Annotated in this window: 21 protein-coding genes and 2 pseudogenes; 18 read left to right on the top strand and 5 right to left on the bottom strand. The window is 34.6% G+C overall.

Annotation, left to right across the window (positions count from 1 at the left end; genetic code table 11):
- Nucleotides 1–53: 53 nt before the first annotated feature.
- The 6 genes from MJG50_RS17115 to MJG50_RS17090 all read left to right on the top strand — a co-directional run bounded on the left by MJG50_RS17115 (nucleotide 54) and on the right by MJG50_RS17090 (nucleotide 7,453).
- The gene (locus MJG50_RS17115; RefSeq protein WP_240256972.1) at nucleotides 54–2,033 is read left to right on the top strand and encodes a DUF4179 domain-containing protein; all 1,980 of its coding nucleotides are present in this window, start codon (nucleotides 54–56) and stop codon (nucleotides 2,031–2,033) included.
- Between the two features lie 30 nt (nucleotides 2,034–2,063).
- The gene (locus MJG50_RS17110) at nucleotides 2,064–4,103 is read left to right on the top strand and encodes a DUF4179 domain-containing protein (protein WP_240256971.1); all 2,040 of its coding nucleotides are present in this window, start codon (nucleotides 2,064–2,066) and stop codon (nucleotides 4,101–4,103) included.
- Between the two features lie 60 nt (nucleotides 4,104–4,163).
- Nucleotides 4,164–5,315 carry a stage II sporulation protein P gene (gene spoIIP / locus MJG50_RS17105; protein ID WP_240256970.1) on the top strand — a complete coding sequence of 384 codons (1,152 nt, stop codon included), beginning with the start codon at nucleotides 4,164–4,166 and terminating at the stop codon, nucleotides 5,313–5,315.
- A gap of 11 nt (nucleotides 5,316–5,326) precedes the next feature.
- Complete coding sequence (locus MJG50_RS17100; protein ID WP_240256969.1) at nucleotides 5,327–5,887, top strand: pyridoxamine 5'-phosphate oxidase family protein; 561 nt, start codon at nucleotides 5,327–5,329, stop codon at nucleotides 5,885–5,887.
- 214 nt (nucleotides 5,888–6,101) lie between these two features.
- Nucleotides 6,102–6,677, top strand: coding sequence for an RNA polymerase sigma factor (locus tag MJG50_RS17095; protein ID WP_240256968.1), 576 nt, complete (start codon nucleotides 6,102–6,104; stop codon nucleotides 6,675–6,677).
- Nucleotides 6,677–7,453 carry a DUF4367 domain-containing protein gene (locus tag MJG50_RS17090; RefSeq protein ID WP_240256967.1) on the top strand — a complete coding sequence of 259 codons (777 nt, stop codon included), beginning with the start codon at nucleotides 6,677–6,679 and terminating at the stop codon, nucleotides 7,451–7,453. Before MJG50_RS17095 ends, MJG50_RS17090 begins: the two co-directional genes overlap by 1 nt.
- Nucleotides 7,454–7,474: 21 nt before the next feature.
- Here MJG50_RS17090 and MJG50_RS17085 read toward each other — a convergent pair whose 3' ends face one another.
- A complete protein-coding gene (locus MJG50_RS17085) occupies nucleotides 7,475–7,969 on the bottom strand; it encodes a DUF6147 family protein (protein ID WP_240256966.1) in 495 nt (164 codons plus the stop codon).
- 509 nt (nucleotides 7,970–8,478) lie between these two features.
- On the opposite strand from MJG50_RS17085, the gene MJG50_RS17080 reads away from it, so the two are divergent.
- From MJG50_RS17080 to MJG50_RS17030, 11 genes are all read left to right on the top strand, one after another.
- Complete coding sequence (locus MJG50_RS17080) at nucleotides 8,479–9,045, top strand: TetR/AcrR family transcriptional regulator (protein ID WP_240256965.1); 567 nt, start codon at nucleotides 8,479–8,481, stop codon at nucleotides 9,043–9,045.
- 3 nt (nucleotides 9,046–9,048) lie between these two features.
- Nucleotides 9,049–10,140, top strand: coding sequence for a serine hydrolase domain-containing protein (locus MJG50_RS17075; RefSeq protein ID WP_240256964.1), 1,092 nt, complete (start codon nucleotides 9,049–9,051; stop codon nucleotides 10,138–10,140).
- A 187-nt stretch (nucleotides 10,141–10,327) separates the two neighbouring features.
- Entirely contained in the window at nucleotides 10,328–10,912 is a 585-nt protein-coding gene (locus tag MJG50_RS17070; RefSeq protein WP_240256963.1) for an RNA polymerase sigma factor, read from the top strand.
- Nucleotides 10,872–11,690: a hypothetical protein gene (locus tag MJG50_RS17065; protein WP_240256962.1), complete on the top strand. Its 819-nt coding sequence runs from the start codon at nucleotides 10,872–10,874 to the stop codon at nucleotides 11,688–11,690. The genes MJG50_RS17070 and MJG50_RS17065 overlap by 41 nt, the downstream gene beginning before the upstream one ends.
- The gene (locus MJG50_RS17060) at nucleotides 11,674–12,558 is read left to right on the top strand and encodes an ABC transporter ATP-binding protein (protein ID WP_240256961.1); all 885 of its coding nucleotides are present in this window, start codon (nucleotides 11,674–11,676) and stop codon (nucleotides 12,556–12,558) included. Before MJG50_RS17065 ends, MJG50_RS17060 begins: the two co-directional genes overlap by 17 nt.
- Entirely contained in the window at nucleotides 12,546–13,643 is a 1,098-nt protein-coding gene (locus tag MJG50_RS17055; RefSeq protein ID WP_240256959.1) for a hypothetical protein, read from the top strand. The genes MJG50_RS17060 and MJG50_RS17055 overlap by 13 nt, the downstream gene beginning before the upstream one ends.
- Before the next feature lie 134 nt (nucleotides 13,644–13,777).
- Nucleotides 13,778–13,891 carry a putative holin-like toxin gene (locus MJG50_RS17050; protein ID WP_240256958.1) on the top strand — a complete coding sequence of 38 codons (114 nt, stop codon included), beginning with the start codon at nucleotides 13,778–13,780 and terminating at the stop codon, nucleotides 13,889–13,891.
- A 285-nt stretch (nucleotides 13,892–14,176) separates the two neighbouring features.
- Nucleotides 14,177–14,467 (top strand): HesB/YadR/YfhF family protein, encoded by a 291-nt coding sequence (locus MJG50_RS17045; RefSeq protein WP_240256957.1) that lies wholly within the window; start codon nucleotides 14,177–14,179, stop codon nucleotides 14,465–14,467.
- A 19-nt stretch (nucleotides 14,468–14,486) separates the two neighbouring features.
- Complete coding sequence (locus tag MJG50_RS17040) at nucleotides 14,487–14,966, top strand: DUF1189 domain-containing protein (RefSeq protein ID WP_240256956.1); 480 nt, start codon at nucleotides 14,487–14,489, stop codon at nucleotides 14,964–14,966.
- Nucleotides 14,967–15,217: 251 nt separating this feature from the next.
- On the top strand, nucleotides 15,218–20,131 hold the full coding sequence (locus MJG50_RS17035; protein WP_240256955.1) for a DNRLRE domain-containing protein: 4,914 nt from the start codon (nucleotides 15,218–15,220) through the stop codon (nucleotides 20,129–20,131).
- A 275-nt stretch (nucleotides 20,132–20,406) separates the two neighbouring features.
- Entirely contained in the window at nucleotides 20,407–20,640 is a 234-nt protein-coding gene (locus MJG50_RS17030) for a hypothetical protein (RefSeq protein WP_240256954.1), read from the top strand.
- A gap of 180 nt (nucleotides 20,641–20,820) precedes the next feature.
- On the opposite strand, the pseudogene tnpC reads toward MJG50_RS17030, so the two are convergent.
- The 3 genes and pseudogenes from tnpC to tnpA all read right to left on the bottom strand — a co-directional run.
- Nucleotides 20,821–22,430: pseudogene (gene tnpC, locus MJG50_RS22210) on the bottom strand (IS66 family transposase).
- An 87-nt stretch (nucleotides 22,431–22,517) separates the two neighbouring features.
- A complete protein-coding gene (gene tnpB, locus MJG50_RS17005) occupies nucleotides 22,518–22,841 on the bottom strand; it encodes an IS66 family insertion sequence element accessory protein TnpB (protein WP_240256951.1) in 324 nt (107 codons plus the stop codon).
- Nucleotides 22,835–23,092: pseudogene (gene tnpA, locus MJG50_RS22350) on the bottom strand (IS66 family insertion sequence element accessory protein TnpA); the annotation flags it as partial. The pseudogene tnpA and the gene tnpB, both read right to left, overlap by 7 nt.
- A gap of 443 nt (nucleotides 23,093–23,535) precedes the next feature.
- On the opposite strand from tnpA, the gene MJG50_RS16995 reads away from it, so the two are divergent.
- Nucleotides 23,536–23,739 (top strand): hypothetical protein, encoded by a 204-nt coding sequence (locus tag MJG50_RS16995; RefSeq protein ID WP_240256950.1) that lies wholly within the window; start codon nucleotides 23,536–23,538, stop codon nucleotides 23,737–23,739.
- Between the two features lie 76 nt (nucleotides 23,740–23,815).
- On the opposite strand, the gene MJG50_RS16990 is transcribed toward MJG50_RS16995, so the two are convergent.
- The gene (locus tag MJG50_RS16990; RefSeq protein WP_240256949.1) at nucleotides 23,816–25,039 is read right to left on the bottom strand and encodes a hypothetical protein; all 1,224 of its coding nucleotides are present in this window, start codon (nucleotides 25,037–25,039) and stop codon (nucleotides 23,816–23,818) included.
- Nucleotides 25,040–25,088: the final 49 nt, after the last annotated feature.

The following is a 25,088-nucleotide window of genomic DNA, read 5'->3' as shown; positions in this document are numbered from 1 at the left end:
CGAATAATTGGAAGAGGAACCGATACGCCTTGTTTCAATGTTTTAAAGGAGAGATGTCAGCTTTGATTACATCTGAAAAGGACATAAGACAAATAATAGACTGGTTTGATGAACGTAAAGTCTTATTTTATCAGCTCGGTTGGATTTATTTAAAGAATGATCATGATATGGAAGAAGTTTTCCATCAAACAATTATAAATGTATATGATGAGATTCATAAATTTAAAGATACCCAATATTTTGATGCATGGCTTACCTCTATTTTTATCCATCATTGTCGAGAGCTATCTACTAACAATCAACTGCAAGTATCAAAGGATGGGCTATTAAATACATTACATGATCTTGAAGATACCTATAAAGACCCGATTGTCTTAACCTATATATGCGAATTATCACTTGAAGAAGCTGCGTATATTCTTAAAACCCCAATAGAAACAGTAAAATCACGTTTACTACATGGCCTTCAATTACTAAGCAGAAAGATAGATTCTGAAAGCTGTAAGGTATACGAAGAAAAATGTATTGATTATATCGCGAGAACACTCAACAGATCCGAAAAGGTTGAATTCGAAATTCATTTACATACATGTGAAAACTGTCAAAAGAAGTTATCTACTTTTCAGGAAGTAATCTTTACTTTAAAAAGTGAACTTGATGCATTGGAAATCCCCACGAATATCATAAAGAAAGTAAACCATCAAGTAATTGAAACAGTTACTAAAAAATCCATGATTAAAAAGAAACGGATTAAGCTTAGTGTCATTGTGACATCTCTCTTAACACTTCTTATAATTACAGGTATTGCAACAAATACCTTCTCTAATATCTATTATTCATGGGTGGATTGGCGTCAACAAGAGGATCCATTATTACGTGCCTATTATAAAAATGGAATCGGCGAACGGTTAAATATGGAAGTGGTTAGCAATGGGGTAAAAGTAAAGGTGAAAACAGCCATTGCTGATGAATTCCAGACCGTTATTTATTATGAGATAGAAGATTTAAATGATGAAAATCAATATATGATTGGATTTGAGGGAGTAAAAATTAAGGAGGATGAACAAATTCTAAATCATGTTTCTAATCCTGAAATTGTACAAAACGATGGGCAGAAAGTCTATAAGGGGAAAATGAGTATTGAGCCCACTTTATCTAAAACTGGAACAATTGAATTTTACCTTTCAAAGCTTCAAAAGGTTAATCAACAATCACAGCCCGGTGGTCAGATTGACTATTTTGAGGGTAAATGGAATTTTAAAATACCCTTTACTAAGCATCCTTCAACTGTTCATAAGGTAGATAAGGAAACTTTAGTTGACGGGACACCAATCAAGTTTAAAAAGCTTACAATTGCCCCTACCGTTACGATGCTTCAATATGATTATGAGGGGTATCGGGAAGGTAGTTATATCATGCAGGACATTGGTATCGACAGCATTGAAACAAAGGGGAAAAAGGCTAAAGCTGAAATGTTTGCCTGGAACTTAGAAAGTATCAATTACGGCAACGTAAATAAATTGAACACTACAAGGGCTTTTGAAACGCTTTACTTTGATGATCCTACATTACTCAACGTTCATTTCGATTCTATTAAAAGATTTGTAATTGGTGAAAAGAAAGTTACTATCGATGTTTCAAAAGATTTTCCGCAATCTTTTATATACCAGGGCAGTATAATTTCAATCAATGAAATCACGATAGGAAATCCAACGAAAATTGTAATGGAGTATGAATTAGGAGAAAATCGCTCTTTTGAAAATATCCAATTTCAATTCAAGACAGAGATACGAGGAGAGCCACTTTCGATGAGTATAACTAGTAGCGAGGGTGTGTACCTTGATAAGACTGGTGAAAAATATGATGGAACGGAATATATAGAACTTAAACAGCCTCGGTATTACAAAACGAAAGAAACAATCGAGCTGTCCAATGATTATTCTGATGAACATGTTGTCCCAAAACAGTTAGAGATATTCTTCTACTCTACGACAAAATATATTGATGAAAGAGAAGAGATTGTACTAGATTAAAATTTCAGCTAAAAGGAGGGATGTTAGGTTGTGATCACTGCGGAAACGGATTTCATTTTGTTGATCAAAAATGGGGAGAAGGATATTCATCCAATCCTTAACTGGTTTAATGAACGAAAATCACCTTTATATAGCCTTGCGAGACTCTATCTAAAAGATGATCTTGAAATTCAAGAGGTTTTTTATCAAATCATTATAAAGGTATTTGATGAGATTCATAAATTAAAAGATGATTCATCTTTTGAAACATGGGTAATCTCTGCTTTCATTGAAAAATGTCGTGAGCTTTCTACTGATAATCCTGAACATGCTTCAGAGGGTGAGCTACTAGATGTATTAGCACATTTGGATCACACGTATAAAGCCTCAATCGTGTTGACATATGGAAGTGAATTTCCAATGGATGAAGTTGCATACATCCTACAGGTTCCCATTGAGATTGTAAAATCAAGTTTATATAAAGGCATTCAATTATTGAATAATGACACGGTTTCTGAAAACTGTAAGGAATACCACGAGAAATTCATTGATTATCTTGGACGAAAACTGAATAGATCCGAAAAGATTGAATTAGAAATCCATATGCATCAATGTGATACCTGTCAAAAGGCGCTATCAGCATTTCAGGAAGTAATCTATACCTTGAAACGTGAACTGAATGCACTGGAAATTACGTATCATTTCATGGACATTGTTAATCAAAAAGTAATTGAAACGGTAAATAAGAGAACCAAGTTAAAAAAGAGACGGATCAAGCGTAGTGTCATTGTCACATCGATCCTGGCCCTCATCCTCTTTACCGGAATGGCAACAAATACCTTCACAAATATCTATTATTCTTGGGCCGATTGGCGCCAACAAGAAGATGAGCTTATACGTGCTTATTATACGAGTGGTTTAGGGGAACGGCTGAATTTGGAACAAGTGAGCAATGGTGTGAAAGTGACGATAAAAACGGCCATTTCCGATGAATTTCAAACACTTATTTATTATGAAATTGAAGATTTAAATGAAGAAAATCAATATATGTTTAATTATGATGGAATTTCAGTTATGACAGAAAATGGTGCATTGAATCATGCTTTTAATCCAACCCCGTTAAAAACGGAAGAGAAGAATGTATTTAGAGGTCAATTTAGTACAGAACCGATTTCTACTGAAAGTGAGACTATAGAATTAAAGCTTTCAAAGCTATTAAAGGCAAATCAAAATTATTGGTCAGTACCTGAAGAACAGTTGGAGTTTGCTGAAGGTGAATGGAATTTTAAAATTCCTGTAAAAAAGCAGCCCTCTACTGTGTATGAATTGGGTAAGAATGTAGAGATTGATGGGGTCCCAGTAAAGTTTGAGAAGTTAATAATTGCTCCAACAGCTACAATACTTCAATACAACATTGATAACTATCAATCAAATAGAGATATTTATTCGCTCAATATAGACAGTATCGAAACCAATGAAAAAATAGTTAAAGCTGATATATATGGTTGGAACCCGTTTTATTACAGTGGAAATCCCAATGGATCCCAGGTGGGCTTTGAAACACTTATTTTTGAAGACCCAAAAACGATAAAAGTACATTTCGGGTCAATGTATGCATTTGTAAATGAACAAAAGACGTACGATATAGATGTATCAAAGGGATTCCCACAATCCTTTGAGTACCAGGGCAGTGAAATTTCAATCGACAAAATAGAAGTAGGCAATCCTACGAAGGTCTTCATGACGGCTGAATATTCAAAAAAACGCTCCTATGAAAGGCTAGATTTCCAATTCAACACAGACGATCGAGAGGAATCGATTTCCACTGAAATGGTAAATATGGAATTTGTGATTGTAGATAGAAATGGAAAAGTGTATGAGCAGAAAGAATTTGAGGAAATGAGCCTAAATGAGAAGGATTATATAACCTTAATGGAAAGGCATCAATACGCACGCTACTACGAAACTAACATGGAGATGGATATAATTAAGGATTTATCAGATCAAGAAGTCATTCCAACAGGTTTGGAGATTCGTGGATATCAGACAACAACGCATTTAGAAGATATAATCGAGATTTCGTTGGAATAAACATGAAACATTCTATCTTTCAAAGCCGTGCATATATTTTCATTAACATGGCTAAGAAGGGTGGATAAGATAAATGTGAGGATTAATGGGCTGCCAAGTATAACGATGTTGATGTTCTTTACTATAATTGGGTCTTTTATAATTGCTTCAAGCATTTCCTTAATTACGAAGGATTATATAAAAAATGACCATTTAGAAGAGAGTGTACAAAAACTCCCAATTGAATTAATGGTTAATCTTTTTAGATTTGAAAACTCTTATTTTGGACAAACATTATCTACAGAACAAAAGTCGGTATCTCTATCAAGTGTAGCTCTTGGTGCGATGCAAATTGACTATAGAGATATACGTAGTTTCATAGGCAAGGAGCTGCCGGGATTTACTGCTTATAGATCGCAGAAAAACAATGGGATTGGAGCTGTTGAGTCACAACAACTGCCGTATGAATCAGTTCCTCCTCTTGAAGAACTATTGCAAGAAAGAGAGATGGCACAAAAGGAGCTGGAGGAGCTCACTAAATCAGAACCAGACCCACCACTGACAGATCCACCCACTACTAAAAAGGTTCTAATCTATCATTCACATAGTTTTGAATCATTCTTGCCTTTATTAGGACTTGCAGATAATCAAGACGGAAATAAGGCGGTTGATTCAAAAACCAATATTACGATTGTCGGTGAATTATTAGGGAAGGGATTAGAGAAAAAAGGGATAGGTGTAATGGTCGATAAAACGAATATTGGTAAGAAATTGAAGGAGAAAGGGTGGGGAACAACAAGGTCATATGACATATCCCGTACAGTTGTACAAGAAGTAATCGCGAATCATACAAATATCGACTATCTAATTGATATCCATCGGGACTCCGCAAGAAAGGAAAAAACGACAGTTACAATTAATGAAAAACCATATGCCAAATTATATTTTATAGTTGGAAAAGCAAGTAAAAACTATGAAAAAAACTATGCATTAGCTACCTCCATAAATAAATCGATTGAGGCACAATATCCTGGCGTAAGTAGGGGTGTGTGGCCAAAAGGGAAAGAAGATGGAAATGGTAACTATAACCAGGATTTATCTGAGAACTCTATTCTCATCGAAGTTGGTGGTGTGGATAATGATATGAAAGAGCTGAAAAATACAGTAGATGCTCTTTCGAAGGTAATTAGTGATTATTTTTGGAATGCTGAAAAAGTAAATAATGATGGGTGAGGGGATTTAATTTGGGAAAAGTATATCCAGAATTACTACCACAACATGAAACGTTTATTAAACAGCAAAAGATGTTTTTCGTCGGTTCAGCACCAGATTCGACAGACGGTCACGTAAATATTTCTCCGAAAGGGTATGATGTACTAAGGATTTTTTCATCCACAGAGGTCGCATATTTGGATTTAACAGGAAGTGGCAACGAAACAAGCGCACACCTAAAAGAAAATGGGCGAATTACCTTTATGTTCATCGCGTTTGAAGGAGCACCTATGATCCTTCGACTATATGGAAAAGGGAGGGTAATTTTACCTGATACTAAGGAATGGGATGAAATAGCTTCACATTTTGAAATTCTTCCTGGCAGTCGGCAAATTATTCATGCAAAGATTGATCTCGTTAAAACATCATGTGGTTTTAGTGTCCCTTTTTATTATTATAATGGCGACAGAGACACCCTTCATAAATGGGCAAATCATAAAAGTGATCGCGAAATGGTTGAATACAAGGAAAAAAATAATTATGTTAGCATGGATGGAATTATTACTCCATTGGGTGAAGAAGCTAAAAAATAGTATATTTCCGATTGAAGATGTAGCCCAGGCTCATACGCATATGGAAGGAAACCGAAATATTCGGAAAATTATTTTAAAGGTTATGTGAATAAAACTTTTGACCCACCAATTATGGTGGGTTAATTTTTTGCCAATCAAAAAAATTACCAAAGTACTCAAGGATTTCTAGGAGATATACCGAATATTTACTAATATACGAATTATCAGTTGGGGGTTGGTTCTAATCAGAGAATTATTTCAAAAATTATTTAAAAAAGACCAACAGGCAGAAAGAATTTTATTTGAAATGTTTTATAACAGGGTGTATCGGACTGCATATATGATTACAAATGATCATTATTTAGCTGAGGATGTTGTTCAGGAAACATTTGAAAAGGCGTTTAAAGCACTACATAAATTAAAGGAACCTGAAAAAGCCGGTGCATGGTTAGGTACAATTGCTTCTACAACAGCGATTGATATGATACGGAAGAAAAAAAGAAGGAACGATATTGCAACTGAGGACGTCTACATTGACAAGGAAATGCAAAAAATTGAATCAGATTCAATTGTTGAAGCTGCAATAGAGGAACAATTCTATAAAGAGATTGTCAGATCTAATATATCAAAATTAAAACCAGAATATAAGCAGGTGATCATTCTGAAATATATTTATGATATGAAAGATGAAGAAATTGCAAATCAGCTTGAACTGAAAGTAGGAACTGTTAAATCAAGGATATACCGAGCCAAATTAATGTTAAAAGATTCAATTGGAAGTAGTATAGATGTGAAAGAAGGTGGGCTTTAATGGGGGATAAATACAGACATGTTCTTGATCAAATTATTGAAGAAACTGTTAAAGAAGAATATGACCATATTTTGCCTATCACCTCTACGAATGAAGCTTGGGAAAACTTTAATAAACGCCGTGAACACAAATATAAAAGTAGAACATTTTCACCGCGAAAAAAGAAATTTGTAATGCTTGGAACAAGTCTTGCAGTTTGTATAATACTTATTTCCCTTCTCCCCCAATCTGGATCATCCTTTGCAAGTCTTACTGAAATATTCGGCAAAGTAGAAGGGAATATGATAAGTTTGTTTGTAAAAGTAGGTGAGAATGAAGAACATATTGAAGACGTGAAAGAACCATCATTGGATGAGTATTATGTGATAGAAGGATCAGAAACAACAATGGATGAAATAGATTTAGAACAAGCAAAGAAAGAGACCGCATTCCCTATTTTAATTCCAAAATGGGTCCCTACCGATTTTGAATTAGAGCATGTATTAGTGTTAACTAAGCAGAATCAGAAAAGCGATGAAATTTACTTGCAATATAAAAGCAATGCCAAACATTTCACAATTAGACAAACTAGTACTGGTCACGAATTTGGATTAGGGATGTCTTATAATAAAGATGAAGTAAATGTAGAACAAATCAAGATAAATGGATATCAAGCAAATCTAATCAACCGGAGTAAAGGGATATCAAAACTATTCTGGGTAACACAATCCATCTATTATTCAATCGATGGCCACCTTACAAAAGAAGAAATCATTCAAATAGCAGAATCAATGTAGAAGGGTATCATGATACCCTTCTTATTTTGCGTATACAAATGTTGACAAACTATACTCTTGTTCAATTACACCCTTTTTTATCGCCCAATGGCGGGCTTGAATTCTATAATAATAGCCACTTAGAATTTTTATATCTTTTGTGCCAGACGCAATTGTATGATTTGCATTTTTAAACTGCCCCACATTTAAAATATTCTTCCATTGCTCAGTTGCTGGTTCCCATCTCTGAAGATAAAGGTCAACACCTACTGTATCTACAGAGGAATATACGCTAGTCCTACCGCTAACCATTGCAATTGTACTAGATTTTAACGTAATCGCACATTCACCATCAACTAAAAAATTTGAAAATGTTGAAAATAGTTTAGGTTCTGTGCTTCCTTTTCCGTGAATTAAATCCTCTGAAGGTGTACCTGTAGTTGGGGGCGATATACTAGAAGCATAGCCATTCTCTGCATAGACCAAAAATAGAAATGTTGAAATAAATAGGATTGTTAATACCTTAATGTATTTCATTTTTTCTCCCTCTTTCGTAAGTATTTATAGAATTGACGAAAGATACTTGTGAATAGTTCCCATTTTTTTTAAGTTCATGATAGGAATCATGAGAGGAAAGTGAACATATTGAAGTTAATGAAGATATTAAAGTGTTTATATTAGAAAATTCTTTGTTAGCCTACCAAGTATTCGATGAATTTGAAAAGAGTGAGCACGGTGGCTTATACAGCTTATTTTTTATTGAAAATAGACTTATTTTGATAACTGAGCAATTGTTACCATGAGTATTGTTATTCCTAATTTCAAGGTCGTCATGAGGTGTTCACGGTGACCTAATTTATGAGTTTCACCCCTTCAAGGTCATCATGTAGTGTTCATGATGGCCTTATTTACGTATGTCACTTTATATATAATTCTTATGTCAGCACATAAATGCCCATATTAATAAATTACCGTTTACAAAAGATTTAAAATAATATATCATATGATACATATCAAGTGATATATATTAAAGGAGCGAGGAGTAAATGCCACCTAGAAAGAAGTTTTCTAAGGGGAAAATCATTGATTCAGCATTTGAAATAGCGAGGATAGAAGGATTAGAGAGCATCACGATACGAAAAGTGGCAGAGAAGCTCGGAAGTTCAATTGCCCCAATATATGTGAATTTCGAAACAGTGGACGAACTGAAGGCAGAAGTAGTTAAAAAGACGTTTGGTGTTAGTCATCAGCTTTTAATGGAGCACGATACTGGTAATCCGTTCCGTGATATTGGGATAGCTAGCTTACGATTTGCGAAGGAGTATAGTGTGCTTTTTATGGATTTGGTCATGAAGCAAAATGAGTATATGAATGATTATGATGAAACAATGGGGAAAGATCTCGTTGAATTAATGAAAAAGGACACTGCGCTAAAAGATTTCACTGATAAAGAGTTAATGGAAATCTTAAAGAAAATGCGGATTTTTCAAGTTGGCTTATCTGTGATGGTGGCAAATGGTTTGCTTTCTGTAGATGTCAATGAAGAAATGATATTAGAGAGCACCGCCAACGACATCATTCTGGCTGCAAAACAACGTAAAAAGGGGGAGTGACACATGAAAGATGAAGAAATTCGATCAAAAATGGAGAACCATTTTAGGAAAATGGTAAGGAAGGATGATAAAATTCATAATGCCTATTTGTTAGTGCACTCAGAAAAACATGGGATTCACTTGAATTTGGCTGTAGGATCGTCTGAGGGGGTAGATGCACACCCAGAACAGCCTTTTTTAATCGCTAGTATTACAAAGTTATTTACTGCCGTATTAATAGGGATACTAGTAGAACAAAATAAAATCTCCTTTGAGGACAAAATTTCAACGTACTTAGATAATGACGTAATGCAGAACCTCCATGTATATAAGGGAAAAGACTATTCAAATGAGATTAGAATTAAGCATTTGCTGAATCATACATCAGGATTAAATTGCTATTTTGAAGATAAACCACAAAATGGTCAATCAATGATTGACATGGTAATCAATGACACAACCCGATTCTGGACTCCATTAGAAGTCGTTGATTGGTCTAAAAAACATCTAAAATCACATTTTCCACCTGGGCAAGGGTTTCATTATTCAGACACTGGATATCATCTATTAGGACTCATTATTGAAAAAATAACAGCCACTACTTACCACGAAGCACTTCATCAAACTATTTTTCAACCATATGGAATGAATCACACCTACGTTAACCCTTATTCCCAACCAATGATAAAAAGTAATTTCCTAGTTGCTGAGGTAAATTTGGGCCATTTAAATTTAGTAAAAAACCAAAGTCTTAGCATTAATTATGCAGGTGGTGGAATTGTTGCACCAGCGGAAGATTTGCTTATATTTATGAAGGCATTAGTGAATTATGAAATTCTCAAAGAAGAAACCCTAGCGATCATGAGAAACTGGGCAAAGTTTGCGATAGGGATTGATTATGGCTATGGGATAATGGGTTTTAAGCATGTACCTGTACTCATGCCAAAGAAATTTAATATGTGGGGAAATGCAGGTTCAACAGGTACCTTTATGTTTTATCATCCAGAGCTTGAAACCTATTTTATTGGAGGTTTGAATCAATTCCGGTACACAAGAAAAAGCTTCATGTTGATGTTTAAAATGGTTGATTTAGTTAGGAAGTTTGTAAGGAAGTAACAACATCACCATTAGTGGTGCACAAGGTCAATAAAAACAAGTGGATTAATTAAGTGGGATCCGTCATTATTGGCGGATTCTTTTCTTTTTCTAACGAAAATATAGGATAATTTACAATAGTACTGCATGAGGAAAATATTTAAGTCTTTTCTTATCTAATTTCGTCTTACTGGGTGAGGTGGTAAAAATGCCTGAGGATCAGGAGCTTATTGAGGAAATTCTGAATGGTAGTCAAGCAGCGATGGAAGTGTTAACGAGAAAATATTATAAACCCATCTATGCTTTCGTCTATCGCAAGGTTGGTAACAAGGAAATGGCATATGATTTGACACAAGAAATTTTTATAAAAATGCTGCAAAAAATCCAATCGTTTTCAAATAAAGGATCATTTAAAAGCTGGTTGTATTCAATTGCGGTGAATCATTGTCGTGATTATTGGCGCAGTGCGGATTATAAGATGACTTCCCAACAAGCTGAATTACCGGAAACGATTGAAAGTAAACAGAAAAGTATACCATATATTTTTGAACGGAAAGAAACAAGGGAACAAGTGAAGGTGGCGATTAATAGCCTTCCAGAATACCAGCGGGAAGCACTCATTTTAAAATATTTTCATGATATGAAGATTAAAGAAATAGCTGAAGTTACGAATGCTAGTGATTCAACTGTTAAATCGAGATTAAAACAAGGCCTAGGTAAATTAGCAACTATGTTAAAAAGAGGTGAAGAAAATGATAAACAGAGAATCTCAAAATACGAATCTAGATTATGAGATGGATCAGGAGCTAGTCGAGCTTGAACAAGAGGTTATGCTTATGTTGGATGAGTATGATGTAGAATTTCCTAGTGAATCAGAAATTACGATGACTATAAATAAAATGCGACCATTCGTACCAGAAAAAGAAGATAAATGGCAAGTGTTTTATGAAGGAATCCATTCAGTTTTGAGGAATTCCTTGCGAGAAATATTCTATATGAGTCCATTATTTTGGATCGCGAATTGTTTGTTTTTACTGATTGGGGTATCGGCGGTATTCGTAGCTGAGTCTGACCCGTATACAACGATGTTATTACTAGCACCACTACCAACGATAACTGGATTATTTGAGGTGTTTAAAAGTAGAAATACAGGGATGGCAGAGCTTGAAATGTCATTGAAATATAGCTTACAGGAGTTAATTCTTTCGAAGATGGTTGTTGTTGGTGGATTCAACTTCCTAATTACACTCGTTCTAACAGCTAGTATCACCTTCATTTATCCTACTATTTGGGTATGGAAGCTGCTCTTATATTGGATTGCACCATTCACAATGATTACAGCTGTTACGCTAGCTGTCGTGAATCGAATTCGCCATATTTATGCTTTATCAATCGGACTAATCATTTGGATTGGGGTTGGAGCAATGGTGATGCAAATTGAATTCTTTGAAAAAGTAGATCACATTCCAACAAGCTTTTATATTGCCATATCGATTATCTCTGCAATCATTTCTATCATCAAATTGGTACAAATCTATAAAAGGGGTATTACGTATGAATTTAACTATTGATAAAGTAACGAAAACCTTCGGAACGAAGAAGGCATTAAAGGAAATAAAGCTTGAGATTACAACAGGCGTGTACGGAATCCTTGGCGCAAATGGTTCAGGAAAAACAACCTTAATGCGAATCCTAGCTAGTGTTATGCGACCAAGCTCGGGTCATGTCTATTTAAATGGTAAAGATATCGTGAAAATGGACCACCGTTATCGGGAGCTAATTGGGTACCTTCCTCAACATGTCGGGTTGTATAAAAGCTTTTCTGCTGAGAAGTTTTTAGCATATATTGCTTCATTAAAAGGCTTATCAAAAGCGGAAACAAAAAGGAAGGTTGCCGAGGTTCTTGAACTTGTCGGGCTAGCTGAACATCGCAAGGAAAAAGTAGGGAAATTTTCAGGAGGTATGAAGCGGCGTGTAGGAATTGCCCAAGCCCTATTAAATGATCCGAAAATCTTAATTGTTGATGAACCAACAGCGGGACTAGATCCAAAGGAAAGAATTCGCTTTCGAAATCTATTATCGAAAATCTCAACAAATCGGATTGTGTTATTGTCTACCCATATCGTTTCAGATATCGAATTTATTGCGAAGGAAGTTCTAATTTTAAAGGATGGTCAACTAATAAAAAAGGAAACTCCACAAGAATTACTAGCGGGAATTGAAGATAAGGTGTGGGAAGTAACGGTTGCTGAAAAGGAAGTTTCCCATTATCAATCGATGTATAAGGTCAGTAATATTACCCGTAATCAAGATAAATTCCAATTACGTATTTTAAGTGATTCAAAACCTCATCAATATGCAAAAAATGAGATTCCAAACTTAGAAGATTTATATCTATACTATTTTGATGAGGAGGATGACCAATTATGCAGTTATTAAAATTTGAACTTTATAAAATTTTTAAGCAGAAAATCATCTATATTACATTTATCTTATTAATGATATTCTCAACAGGCTTTACCTTTTATCATAAGAGTGATATGTCAGATGGAATATATAAACAATGGGAAGGAACGTTAACTGAAGAAAAGATTGAACAGGCTGAAATAGAAAATGCAAAAATAATAGAAAAACAAGATGCATTAGAAACCGGACAATATTTTTCCGAAACGGAATTAATTCGAATGGGTATTTATGAGACGATTGCGATGGCTGAAAATGCGCAACGGAATGTTGAGCAAAGATTAATCGAACTTAAAAAAGAAAACAACTACAACACTGACCTCGAAAAATCGATACTTAGTAAAGTTGATGTATCCTATTTTGCCTATAATCAAGGACCCGAAAAAATCATTGATTTTGCGAGTATCTTTTCTATACTTTTAACAGGCGCGATACTTTTACTTGGACTATCAACAATATATACACAGGAATACAGTTCAGGTGTTGATAACTATATGTTGAGTGCGAAAAAAGGCAGAAGATCGTTAATGTGGTCAAAGGTGGCAGCTTCCCTAATTTATACGACTTCTGTTGTAGCAGCGTGGGAATTATTTAATATTTTTTGGAATGTCATTCAATTTGGAAATGATGGCTGGTCAACGGCTATTCAGTATTATTTTAAATATTATTTTTCACCGTACGGCTTCAATATGCTCGAATATCATTTGCTTCAATTAGGTTTTCACCTATTAGCAGCATACAGCTTTGCATTACTGATTTTGCTCGTTTCTTCTCTTTGTAAAAATGCACTGATTTCACTCATTATTAATGGGGCTATTTTTTCAATACCGTATTTGATAGTAGAAACGCTAATGATGCCTAATTGGATTGAAGATGTTTTTCATTTCTCCTTCATCTATATGATGAATGTTGAATTTTTCTTTGATCAATTTCGAACAATTAATCTGTTTGGAATTCCTATACTATACCCGATTTTAGCAATCGTATGTATGGTTGTAATCGCATCTGTTTTCGTGGTGTTAACTACTAGGGTCGTGAAAAATAGAGAAGTAACAACGTAATAAATCAGAAATCCTAAACAGAACGTTTGTTTTTATTTTTATAGTTGTTTAAGTGGAAATATGATAATATGAAACTAGCAACTACATAAAGCGGATGGGCGGTTGGCACTCCCTGTAGAAAGGGGGTGTTTTATATGGTGACATATGAAGCAATTAATATGCTATTTCAATTTGGCATTTTTCTAGCTACAACGTTAGCAGCGATAGTGGCAATGATTGCACTTGTCATCAGTAGAAAAAAGAAGTAATTGACCATCGCTCCGACTAAGGTGTTGGGTAATTACTTCCTTTTGTTAAACCTCATATTTAATTGGTCGGCCGCTCTTCAAGCGGCATGTAGTTGCACCTCTGACTGAGTACTTACCTTGCTCAGTCTTTTTTTGTATAACTTTATTATACACCAATAAAAAAATTTTAACAGTAGCAGAAAAAAGGTAACATCGTAATTTTCATGAAGTTTTCACACTTTACATTAGTAAAATGTCCCGATAAGGTGGATAATAGGAAATAAGTAAAGTATAAGAGGTGTGAAAATGAAATTTGAAGTAAGTAAAGAAGCCGCACAATGGTATATTGATGAAATGGAGCTAAAACAAGGTGACTATGTTCAATTTTATGTTAAACTATATGGTGGAATTCCAACTGTACACCCGAATTATTCATTAGGTGTTGAAGTTGGAAAAGAAGGTGAAGTCATCATAAAAGATGTTGTCGAAGGCGTTACGTTTTACTTCAATAATCAAGATGCATGGTTCCTTGAGGAGTATGATATGAAGATTGTCGTCGCTAACGGTGAAGCAGACTTTATCTTTACAAAGAGCTGACAAGATCGTGGTGGTATAATTGAAGTTTCTACATATGTGTAAGGATAGCTTATGGCTACCGCAACGAGACGCAATGAAGCGTCTGATGAAGCAGGATATGACGAGTGCCATTTTTTATTTCTTTTTCTTACTGTTTATTTTAACAGTTCAAATGGAAATCGAACTCCTGGCGGGCAATACTGGTGAAATTCCACAAAGTGTATTTTACATACAAGTCATTATTATTTATCCGATTTTTATGATTTTATTAGGTCTCACAGCGACCTCCATTATTGCTGGATGCTGCGTCATCGTTAGCCGAATGCTAAAAAGGAAGCTCATGTTCCAGTTGCTTTGGAAACTATCTATCTTTGCGCTAACAAAGCCGATCATCATTTTAGCTATTGCAAATTTCCTAATTGGAAGCAATCAGTATATAAATATTGTCGTATTTATTTTGTTAGCCTTAACGATGTTCAAAATCATAACGAATTTTCCAAAACGAAACGCTAGGGTTTAGATCCTAGCGTTTTTTACTTGGAAAAATTAAAGCAGTTGGAGTTCATAAACACATTTTTTTCTTTTACGAATGAATAATAGTTAGGAAATTTATAGATTTTGCCGATTTTAATTTGGAGGTTAATTCCTGAATATCCAATGTATTATTTACCACCACTAAACTTACAAAAATTTGAAGTAATCCTCCCTATCCCATGATAAAATCAAAAAGGCTTTACAACCTAGACTACATCATGAGAAGGAGATTACTAGATGACCGGACAAGTAATAAAGTGGGTATCATCGTTATTGGTATTTACACTTTTCATCACATATATGCCGTTTAATCAGCTTTCAACTGTTTTTGCGGAATCTAATACAAAAGAAGCTGTACCTGAAAAAGTAATGGAGAGCAGCAGTTCAATTGTTAAAAAAGAAATTCCATCGATGAGAACGGAAAAATCAAAGACGTTTCTTAACCCTGATGGAACGTACACGTCTGAAATTTCCCAAACACCGATTCACTTTAAAAATAAAAGTAAACAATGGGAACCAATTAACAACCAACTTATTTCAGATTCAAAAGAAAAAGTGTATGAAAATAAGGCAAATGCCTTTTCAGTCAAGTTCAATGAAACACAAGATACAAATTCCCCAATCATGCAAATTGATGACCAACAATATTCAACTGGATTGCAATTAGAACCTTTGGAACATACAGGTGAAGAACCTGCAAATGTTGAAGGAATTGTAAAAGATGACTCCATTATTTATCCAAACATCTATTCAAATATCGATCTGAAATATTCGGTTGGTTCTGATCGAATTAAAGAAGATATTATTTATTCAGAAAAACCAGAGGAAGGTTTCCCATCTGAGTTTACTTATAAAATGGACTTAGAAGGCATGAAAGTAGTTGAGGATGGAGGAATTCTCTACCTTAATGACACTAAAACGAATGAACCTCTTTATTATTTTGAAGCCCCATATATGTATGATTCATATGTTCCAGAGGGATTTAAAGCAACGGAAGGAATTAAATCTATTCCTGAAGAGGCAATGTCCTACCATGTAAAAATTAGCCATGAAGTAATCGATAATCAATTATATTTACACTTAGCTCCAAGTAAGGAATGGCTAGAAGACGCTAATCGTATTTATCCAATTACAATTGATCCTACAATTGTAAGAATTCAATCAGCAACTTCTGTTGAAGATACAAACGTAAGAAGTTCTTTTCCAACCCAGACAGGTGGAAATGATATCGAAATTGGTGGTGGAGCCTCCAATGACAATGTATTTCGTTCACTTTTAAAGTTCGACCTATCATCTATTCCAGCTGCGACAAATATTTTGTCATCAAGCTTAAATTTATCGTTCTCATCTACGAATAACCAATCACCAGTAAATATTGGCCTTTATAAAATGAGTAGAGATTGGAACGAAAATCAAGCTTCATGGAATTACGCAAAAACTTCACCCTCAACCGCTTGGACGTCAAAAGGTGGAGATTATGTCGCGAGCAATAAACTATCAACAGTTAGTGGATTAACATCGCCTGTATCACTTGAGAAAGATATGAAGAAATGGGAAGTTCCGATCCATATTATTCAGAACTGGAGAGACACTCCAAGCACGAATTATGGATTTCTGTTAAAAAGTGAGTCCGAAAATACTAATATCTACAAAAAATTCATAAGCAGTGAGCACTCAGCGGATGAAAAATATAAACCGTTATTAACGGTCACCTACCGCACGAATGCTAGATTGGGATTAGAGGATTATTGGGATTATACTACTCATGAATTAATTGGTGGGTCTAGTTATACAAATTTGATGACAGGTAATAATGTTATTCAATATAATGATCTATCATTAGTAGGTCGGGGTGGTTCCGGCTTAGCGTTTACAAGGACGTATAACAGTAAAAGTCGTGAATCATCTGGTTTTGGTTATGGTTGGATGTTTACTGGAAATGAAAAACTATTTTTAAATATTAAAGAAACCGCAAATATCTTGAACTACCAAGATGCAGATGGAACGGATCATGAATTTTCATACGATAGCAAAACGGCCACATACTATGCAAGTGCTGGTAGATATGAAACAATCAAAAAAACGGCTTCAGATGAATATACAATGTATGAACCAAATGGAGTTCAAACGATCTTTAAAATTAAAGATGCACAACAAGACACTAATGTTAAAATTGCCTATATTACAACACAGACTGATCTGAATCATAATAAGGTGAACTACATCTATAACGAGAAAAATCAACTAATAAAAATCAGCACCGACCTCGGGGAATCTTTATCCAAAGTACTTGATATAACTTATAATACTCAGGGATTCATAGATACAATCAAGTATGATGGAAGACAGTTTAGCTATAGATATTCGAATGGATATCTAGAATATGTCGATGAATTGAAAAATAATACCGGGACCAAGACAACTACACAATTCATCTATAAGAATACGTTAATAGATACCATCATCGATCCCAATGGAAGGAAAACGAATTACACATATATCGATGAAAACCTAGCTAAAGTGCAAGAACCTCAAATTGATAAGGCAACAGACGATGTTAGTCGTCCTGGAACGGAATATAAAGTAGACATTCCGAACAAGCAATCGATTGTTACAGACCCTGAAGGAAATTTGACAACGTACGTAGCAAATAATAACTATGTGATAATTAAATCTATTGATTCTTTAGGAATCGTAACAGACTATAAGTTAGATACTAATTTCAATGTGTTATCAATTACAGAGACAGAAAATGGAGTAACCACCGTTGTTAGTACTAACACATATGAAAATGGTAACCTCCTGACAAGTATTGATGCTGAAGGTAACAAAGAAATTAACAAATATACCACATACGGCAATCTTGAGACACATACTGATGCGAATGGAAAGGTCAGTACGTATGAGTACGATCCAAATGGAAATCTGCTAAAATCCATTATCCCTCATAATGATGGTTACCTAACGACAGATTTCGCAAATGATTCATATGGAGATGTAAAGTCTTTACATTCGTCAGATGGGATTACGGAAGAATATGATGTGAATTATACAGATGGAATAAAAACAACCAAGCATACTGATTCAAATGGAATTACGACAGCACACACAACGGATTTAAGCGGGAATGTTCTTAGTCAAACTGATGGAAAAGGGCAAGTGACTTCCTTCCATTATAATCTTAAAAATGAACTGGATATCGTAACAGATGCCAAAAACAAAAAAACAAATTACCAATATGACAATAACGGTAATCTTCGTTTTATTAGAAATGCCCAGAATGCGAACACAGAATTCCAATATAATGGCCAAAATTTAATCGAGAAGGAAATCAACGATTTGGGTCAAACCACCTCATATCTGTATAATAATAATGGGAATTTGACAGATATCTCAAAGCCGAGCGGCGATACTATTCATACTGAATATGATGATGAAAGCCGGATCAAAGCTATCAGTGTAGGTGAAAAGACGTTATGGAAGTACGTATATGAAAATGAGAAAGTGTCCATCCTATCAGAAAACAATGCAACACTTAGAACCCTAGAATATTATGATAATGGATTACTTAAATCCATTAATTATCATGATAGTAATGGTGAGATTGGATTTAACTATTTAGGAGATCAATATGTTAGTAATATTTCACATTCAAGTTATAGTAATCAATACACAAATTTAGAATTTATACCAGATGAATCATACAAAACAAAAGAAATAAAAAGGAATGGTTCATCAATAGTGTCTCTTGGATATGATAAGACAGGTTTACCAGCATTAACAACGTTTAACAATGAAAGTAAATATAGTAAAGAATATATAAATGGAAGATTAGATACAGAAAAGTTATATTCGAGCCCTACAACAATCTATGACTCTTTCACATATGAGCATGACAACAATAATAATATAAAAAGCATAATTACGAATCAGGGTGCCATCTCATATGAATATGATGAACTAAATCAATTGAAGAAAGAAACACTCCTTGATGGGACAGAGATAGCCTATGATTATGATGATGTAGGAAATCGAATATCGAAAAAGGTAACCAAAAATGGCCAAACGATAATTACCGAAAGTAAATACAATAGCGTGAATCAACTTGAAGAAGTAGGTCAACGTTCCTACAATTACGATAAGAACGGTAACTTAAAGACTGACGGTGTCTACATCTATTCCTATAATGAATTAGACCAATTGATTAAAGTTCAGGATTTAACTGGAAAAATAATAGCCGAATACGGTTATAATGAAGAAGGAAATCGAGATTTCAGCAAAGATAGTCGTGGAACTACTTTTTATCAGTACAATGGTAATCAAGTACTATATGAAACAGATGTAAGAAACCAAGTCATCAAAGAATATACGTACGATGACAATGGTACGCCGCTTACAATGAATTATAAGGGAAGTATGTATTATTATTTAACGAATTACAGAGGGGATGTACTAGCACTTACAGATAAGGATGGAAAAGTAGTAGCATCCTATACGTATGATGCTTGGGGCAATATCCTTTCTCAAAGTGGAGCACTCGCATCTGTAAATCCATACCGATATGCAGGATATCGATATGATGAAGACACGAAAATGTATTATTTAATGGCAAGGTACTATAATCCGGAAAATGGTGTATTTATTTCTCTTGATCCTGTACGTGGGGATATATATAATCCGATTACTCTTAATGGATACAATTATGCGAATAATAATCCAGTTATGAATGTAGACCCCGATGGTAATTGGGCTATCGTAGCATTCTTTGTAGGGGGGGCAATTAATGCATTGCCAATGTTAATTAGTTTTTGGCTAAAAAAAGGAAATATAAAAGGTTTTAACTGGGGGAGATTTGCACTTTCATTTATAGTTGGTGGTTTTGCTGCTATGGGCGGCCAAGGTCTATACTTGTTTTTAAAAGCAAATAAAACTAGATTTCTCTTCCGAATGATCGTTATGATTAATTATGAAGCAAAGGCTTATATTTTTAAACAATTAGCAAAAGGAAAACGACCAACCATATCTGGATTAGTAAGTGCATTAAGCGGAATTAAATCTGCTTATGGTTTTTCGATAGGACGATTAATTAAATCTTATAAACAGAACGGGGTTAGAGGTGTTAAAGCATTACTTAAAAGACTAGCTATTTGATATCTTCTTAAGTTTAAAGTTCTCAAATATGCTCATTACTCTATAATTGAGGTATAATGTAAACACAATGTAATAACTAAGTAGAGAATAATTTTACAGTTCTTTAATTCATTTAATTAGAGATACCCTGTAGATTATGTCCTCTAATAATAGGTACACTTCTATAAGCTCAATTTTTATATATTATGTTTCTTGAAACAGCTATAAACAAGAGAATAATAAAATTCATTTTGAATATTTATTATGGTATATTTTTAGGAGGCGAATTGTTTATTTTGGAAATAATTCTTACATTATTATCAGTCTTAGTTGGCGTAATTGGAATTTATTATGCTTATAGATTTAATAAGGAAAAACAAAGTAAATTATCGAACACTGGGGACGAGATATCAAGTTTACTTTCAATATTTCCTCTTTGGTTAAGTAAAATAATTATTGTTTCATTAGCTATAATTCCGCTCATTGGAGTCATATTAATGTGGCTACAAAAGCTAGGTTTTATTAGTTAAACTAGATGAGAGTGTCTTACCCTTTGGTAAGGCACCTTTTTTTTGTATGGCGTTTGTCAAGATAGTTGTCGCATTTTAGCTGTGATATGATACGATGGTTTGGGAATGTCTCAATCGATTGAAAGTGAGCGTCAAATAGGCCACACCTGTTGATCCAGGATGGCCTGTATTATTATTTAGTTATCTTTTAAAAGTAATACATGAGACTGGTAAAGTTGTTGACCATGGAAATAGTGGATCAATGGCATCCACATCTGTCAAATTCATATTGGGAAGCTGCTCAAATAAAAAGCGAAGATAGTAATATGGATTTAATCCATTTGCTAACGCTGTCTCCACGATACTATAAATGATGGCACTTGCTCTTGCACCTTTAGGTGTAATTGGCAAAAAGCGCCTTTCTTCCAATTACTACGGGCTTAATTGAGCGTTCACTTCTATTATTATCGATTTCTAATCGTCCATCCTCTAAAAAGGCTACTAGTTTGTCCTATTGATTTAGACAGTATGCGATTGCTTTACCCAGGCCGCTTTTTGCAACACTTTTTGTTCATGTATTTTTAGCCATGATAAAAAGACGTCTAATACTGGTTTACTTTGCTTCAGACGTTGTTCATATCGCTCTTCAGGGTCTAATTCTTTTAACTTTCGCTCTATAGAGAAAAGTTGATTACAGAAATTGAGACCTTCGGTCGCAGCAACTAGTTTTATGCTGTTCGTAGGCAAGGATTTTAGGACATCCGTAAATCCCCTTCTAGCATGAGCCCAACAGCCGACGAGGGTTACGTTCTCCACCTTATGATATCCAGAGTACCCATCAACCTAGAGATACCCTTTAAATTCCTTTAGGAATTCCTTTGGATTTTCTCCAGCTCTAGTTTCTTGATAATCATAAAGGATAATTGAAGGTCCTCAATGCCTGTTTGATATAACCAGAAATAGGATTTTGATGAAGCAGATCTTCCTGGTTCATGAAGTACTTGAAGAGTCGTTTCATCAGCGCATACGATATCAACTTTTAGTATCAGCTGATGCATCCGATCATACGATTTACTTAACCAATTTTCTGCTCCATAAATCATCCAATTGGCAATCATTTGGCGGGATAAATCCAGACCTATTCGTTTAAATTGCTTTTCTTGGCGATATAATTGAAGACCCTCTACGTATTTTTGGGTCATGATATGTGCCACGATTGATGGAGAAGCTAGACTCCCTGAAATCACTAGCTTCGGCATTGATGCAGTTTTTATTGGTGTTTGAATCTCTTCTTGTTCACAACGACGACAAGAGTATACATATCGAACATGATTGACCACTTTAATTTCTGCTGGAATGTATTTCAGTCTTGGCGGGTTTCTGTACTCATTTCATGAAGGTTTCCACCGCATCACGAACAGACCTGCTCTTCATCGGATAAACGATATTCAATCGTTTCCGAAGGCAAGTTTTCTAACATCGACTTACGTTGTCCACGTTTTTTGCGTCGATGGTAAGTGATGGTTTCCACTGTTGGCTCTGGTAATTCGAGGTTTGCTTCTGTTTCCACTTCATTGAAAAGTGGTAATTCTAACTGATTCGGATTGAATTTTTCGCTAGAAGTACCAAAACGTTTTAATTGATGAAGACGAAGCTGTTCTTGAAGTCAATTTATTTTCTGCTTCATTTTCCTTCTTTTCTTGTTCCAGCTTCGCCTGAAGTTGCTCATTTTGCTTTTCAAGAAGTTCAACGCGTTTTAGAAGTTCTACAATTGTAGGAGTTTGGATTGATGTCAATTTTGTCTTTTTCATAGGTTTATTATACGACAAAATGGGACAAATTTCTTCTATTAAATATACACATTAAATAATCGTCCTTGCCGTTACTTTTGGATGGGCTTATTTTTGTTCTAATGATAATCCATCGAGCAGCCACCGCAGCTGACGCTGAGTTATTTTTATAGGTGTGGTACTCTGGCTATCAGATGGCCATTGGAATTTTCCGCGCTCTAGCCGACGATAAAATAACCGGAAACCATTTTGATCCCAATAAAGAATTTTCAGTTTATCCCTTCCTCGATTACAGAAAACAAATAGATTAGGAGAAAAGGGATCTAAATTGAACCCTTCCTTAACGAGAATTGCCAAACCATCGATTGATTTTCTTAGATCCGCTCTACCTCTAGCGAGATAGACACGATCAACAAATATGTCATCTAACACAGGGTCTTCAACACCTTAACAACATCTACCAAAAGTGAAGGATTAAAACCTGGTTTCACCTCAATGGACGCAAGTCCTACTTTTATTTGTAGTGCTTCATTTTTGGTATGTTCATCAGTTGAATTGTCTAGTTCGACTGGTACCCATTGAGTGCTTGTTTTAGGTTTGGATTTTGAGCCTTCAATTCTTTTCAACCAATATTTAAATTGGTGAATACTTAAATCATTGGCTTTACACCAATTAACCTGGGTTTGGCCACTTGATCAATAAACTGAGATTCGTCGTTCCCATTCATTATGTAATTCCAAATTTAATTTTTTTGTCATGAAAAACCTCCTCAAATATTGATTTAAAGAGATTACCTCATGTTAATTGCTAGGTTCATAGGTGGGCGGGATTTGACGCTTACAAATTAGCTTCTCGTTCAGAAAAAAAGGTCGGTCTTTAAATTGGGATGTTCAAGCTAGCAAGAACAGATAAAAACAATTAAGAGATTGGAGTAGAGGTGGTTCACATTTTATTGTCTCATTGGACGGCAGAATTACTCATGGTAAGGTGATATAAAATGTTTATACGATTGTATGTAAATTCAAAAAATGAATCTCAAACCAAATCGGTTTTGAAAATCTTTCTAAAAAAATTTGAACCTATATTAAAGAGTCAAGAGGTACAAAAGATAGAACCTTACTGGAAAATGGAAAATAATTATGTAGTAGAAATAGACTTATCGCTTCTAGAGGGGATAAATGAGGTTGAACTAAAAGGAGTCTTAATGAGTATTTCAGATAAGTGGTTAAAATTTGGTATTCCTACTAATGAACTTCTAGCCTCTGAAGCAATTGAGGGATGTAGTTATATATTAAATGGAATTAATATGGTGAATATCCATTTAGAATAATGTAAAAAGCCTTCGGAGAAATAGTATTCTCTTAAGGCTTTTACATAGGAATGTCACTAGAACATCTTTTTACTCTCTACCTAGCGTTTTTTCTATCTGCAGCAAACGAAATCCAAAGCAAGACAATCCCAGTCAATAATAATACACTTGCTATAAATAGTCCATTTGCAAAGTAAGGAATACCTGATAGGTTCAACCATTCAAGCAACCCTTGTCCGAATAATAGCCCTTCATTAAGGAAAAAGCCGATGAAAAATAGAACAAAACCATAAATAGTCAATCGGTAATCCTTCAAAATATTAAGCATCTGGTATTGTGAAAGGATAAAAGTACTAATAAATCCTAGCAGTGTAAAATGTAAATACCCGATAACAATGCTTCTTGTATCATAAATTAGATTTGCTAGTTTTGGTGAAATTAATCCTAATTCCATCGTGCTTTTAAAGAATAATAATAGAAATGTGATCCAAAGACATGTGATGGTTAGCTTTGAGTACTGTTTCCATAGTCTTTTCCACATTCTCTTAAACGCGAGTAATACGAATGCAATTCCGAACCATTGGCCAATACTTCCGATTACTGCAAGAATCTGGACGTATCCCCCTAAATCTATCCATAAAATGCTTAGGAAATAACTTGGAAATAGAGCGAGAAAATAAAGCCAAAATCCTATTTTTAAGAGTGAATCCTGAAATGGAATTTTCTTTGAATCTATGATCATAATAAATACGCCCATTAAAAATAAGTAGAGCCAGCCATTGTATTGAAAATGCAGGTAAAAATAGATTGCTAAATCAAAAAAATAAGTATCCTTAAGTCCGTTTGCTGCGATGTAACCAAGTGAAAATGGACCCATTGAAGAGATCAATAAGGCAATTAATGAAGCATATATAAAACGTTTTCCCGATTTTGGTACGTTGTTTTGTGCTTTTAAGTGACGATAAATGAACCGGATGGCCCAGTATTCAATAAAAATATGTACGGTAGACATAATAATCGAGAATACATCGTAGCCTTGATATAAAAATGCAGCAAACATAATTGCTGATGTAATGAATAACGTAATTGTAATAGTTGTCGCTTGTCTTTTTTTCTGTATTGATTTCCAAAAAATCAATAAGTAAATGACAAAGCCACCTAAAAAGGCCCAACCTAAAATTGCTAAATGGGAGTGTCCGTGTAAGATATTCGTATATGGAATAGCTGTGCTTGGTTGAATGGTGAACAATCTCATCAACGTCCCAGAAAATGCAGTGAGAGTGAAGAAGATAAAAGTAAAATGTACGAAGACTCTAGGCATCGCTGATTCACCCCTTATAGTTGTATAGTTTAATCATAATTAATTGAAG

This window comes from Fredinandcohnia quinoae (assembly GCF_022427965.1).
In the GTDB taxonomy this organism is placed as follows: domain Bacteria; phylum Bacillota; class Bacilli; order Bacillales; family Bacillaceae_L; genus Ferdinandcohnia; species Ferdinandcohnia quinoae.
The sequence above is the reverse complement of the archived record's forward strand: the minus strand, read 5'-3'. Positions and strand labels throughout refer to the sequence as shown.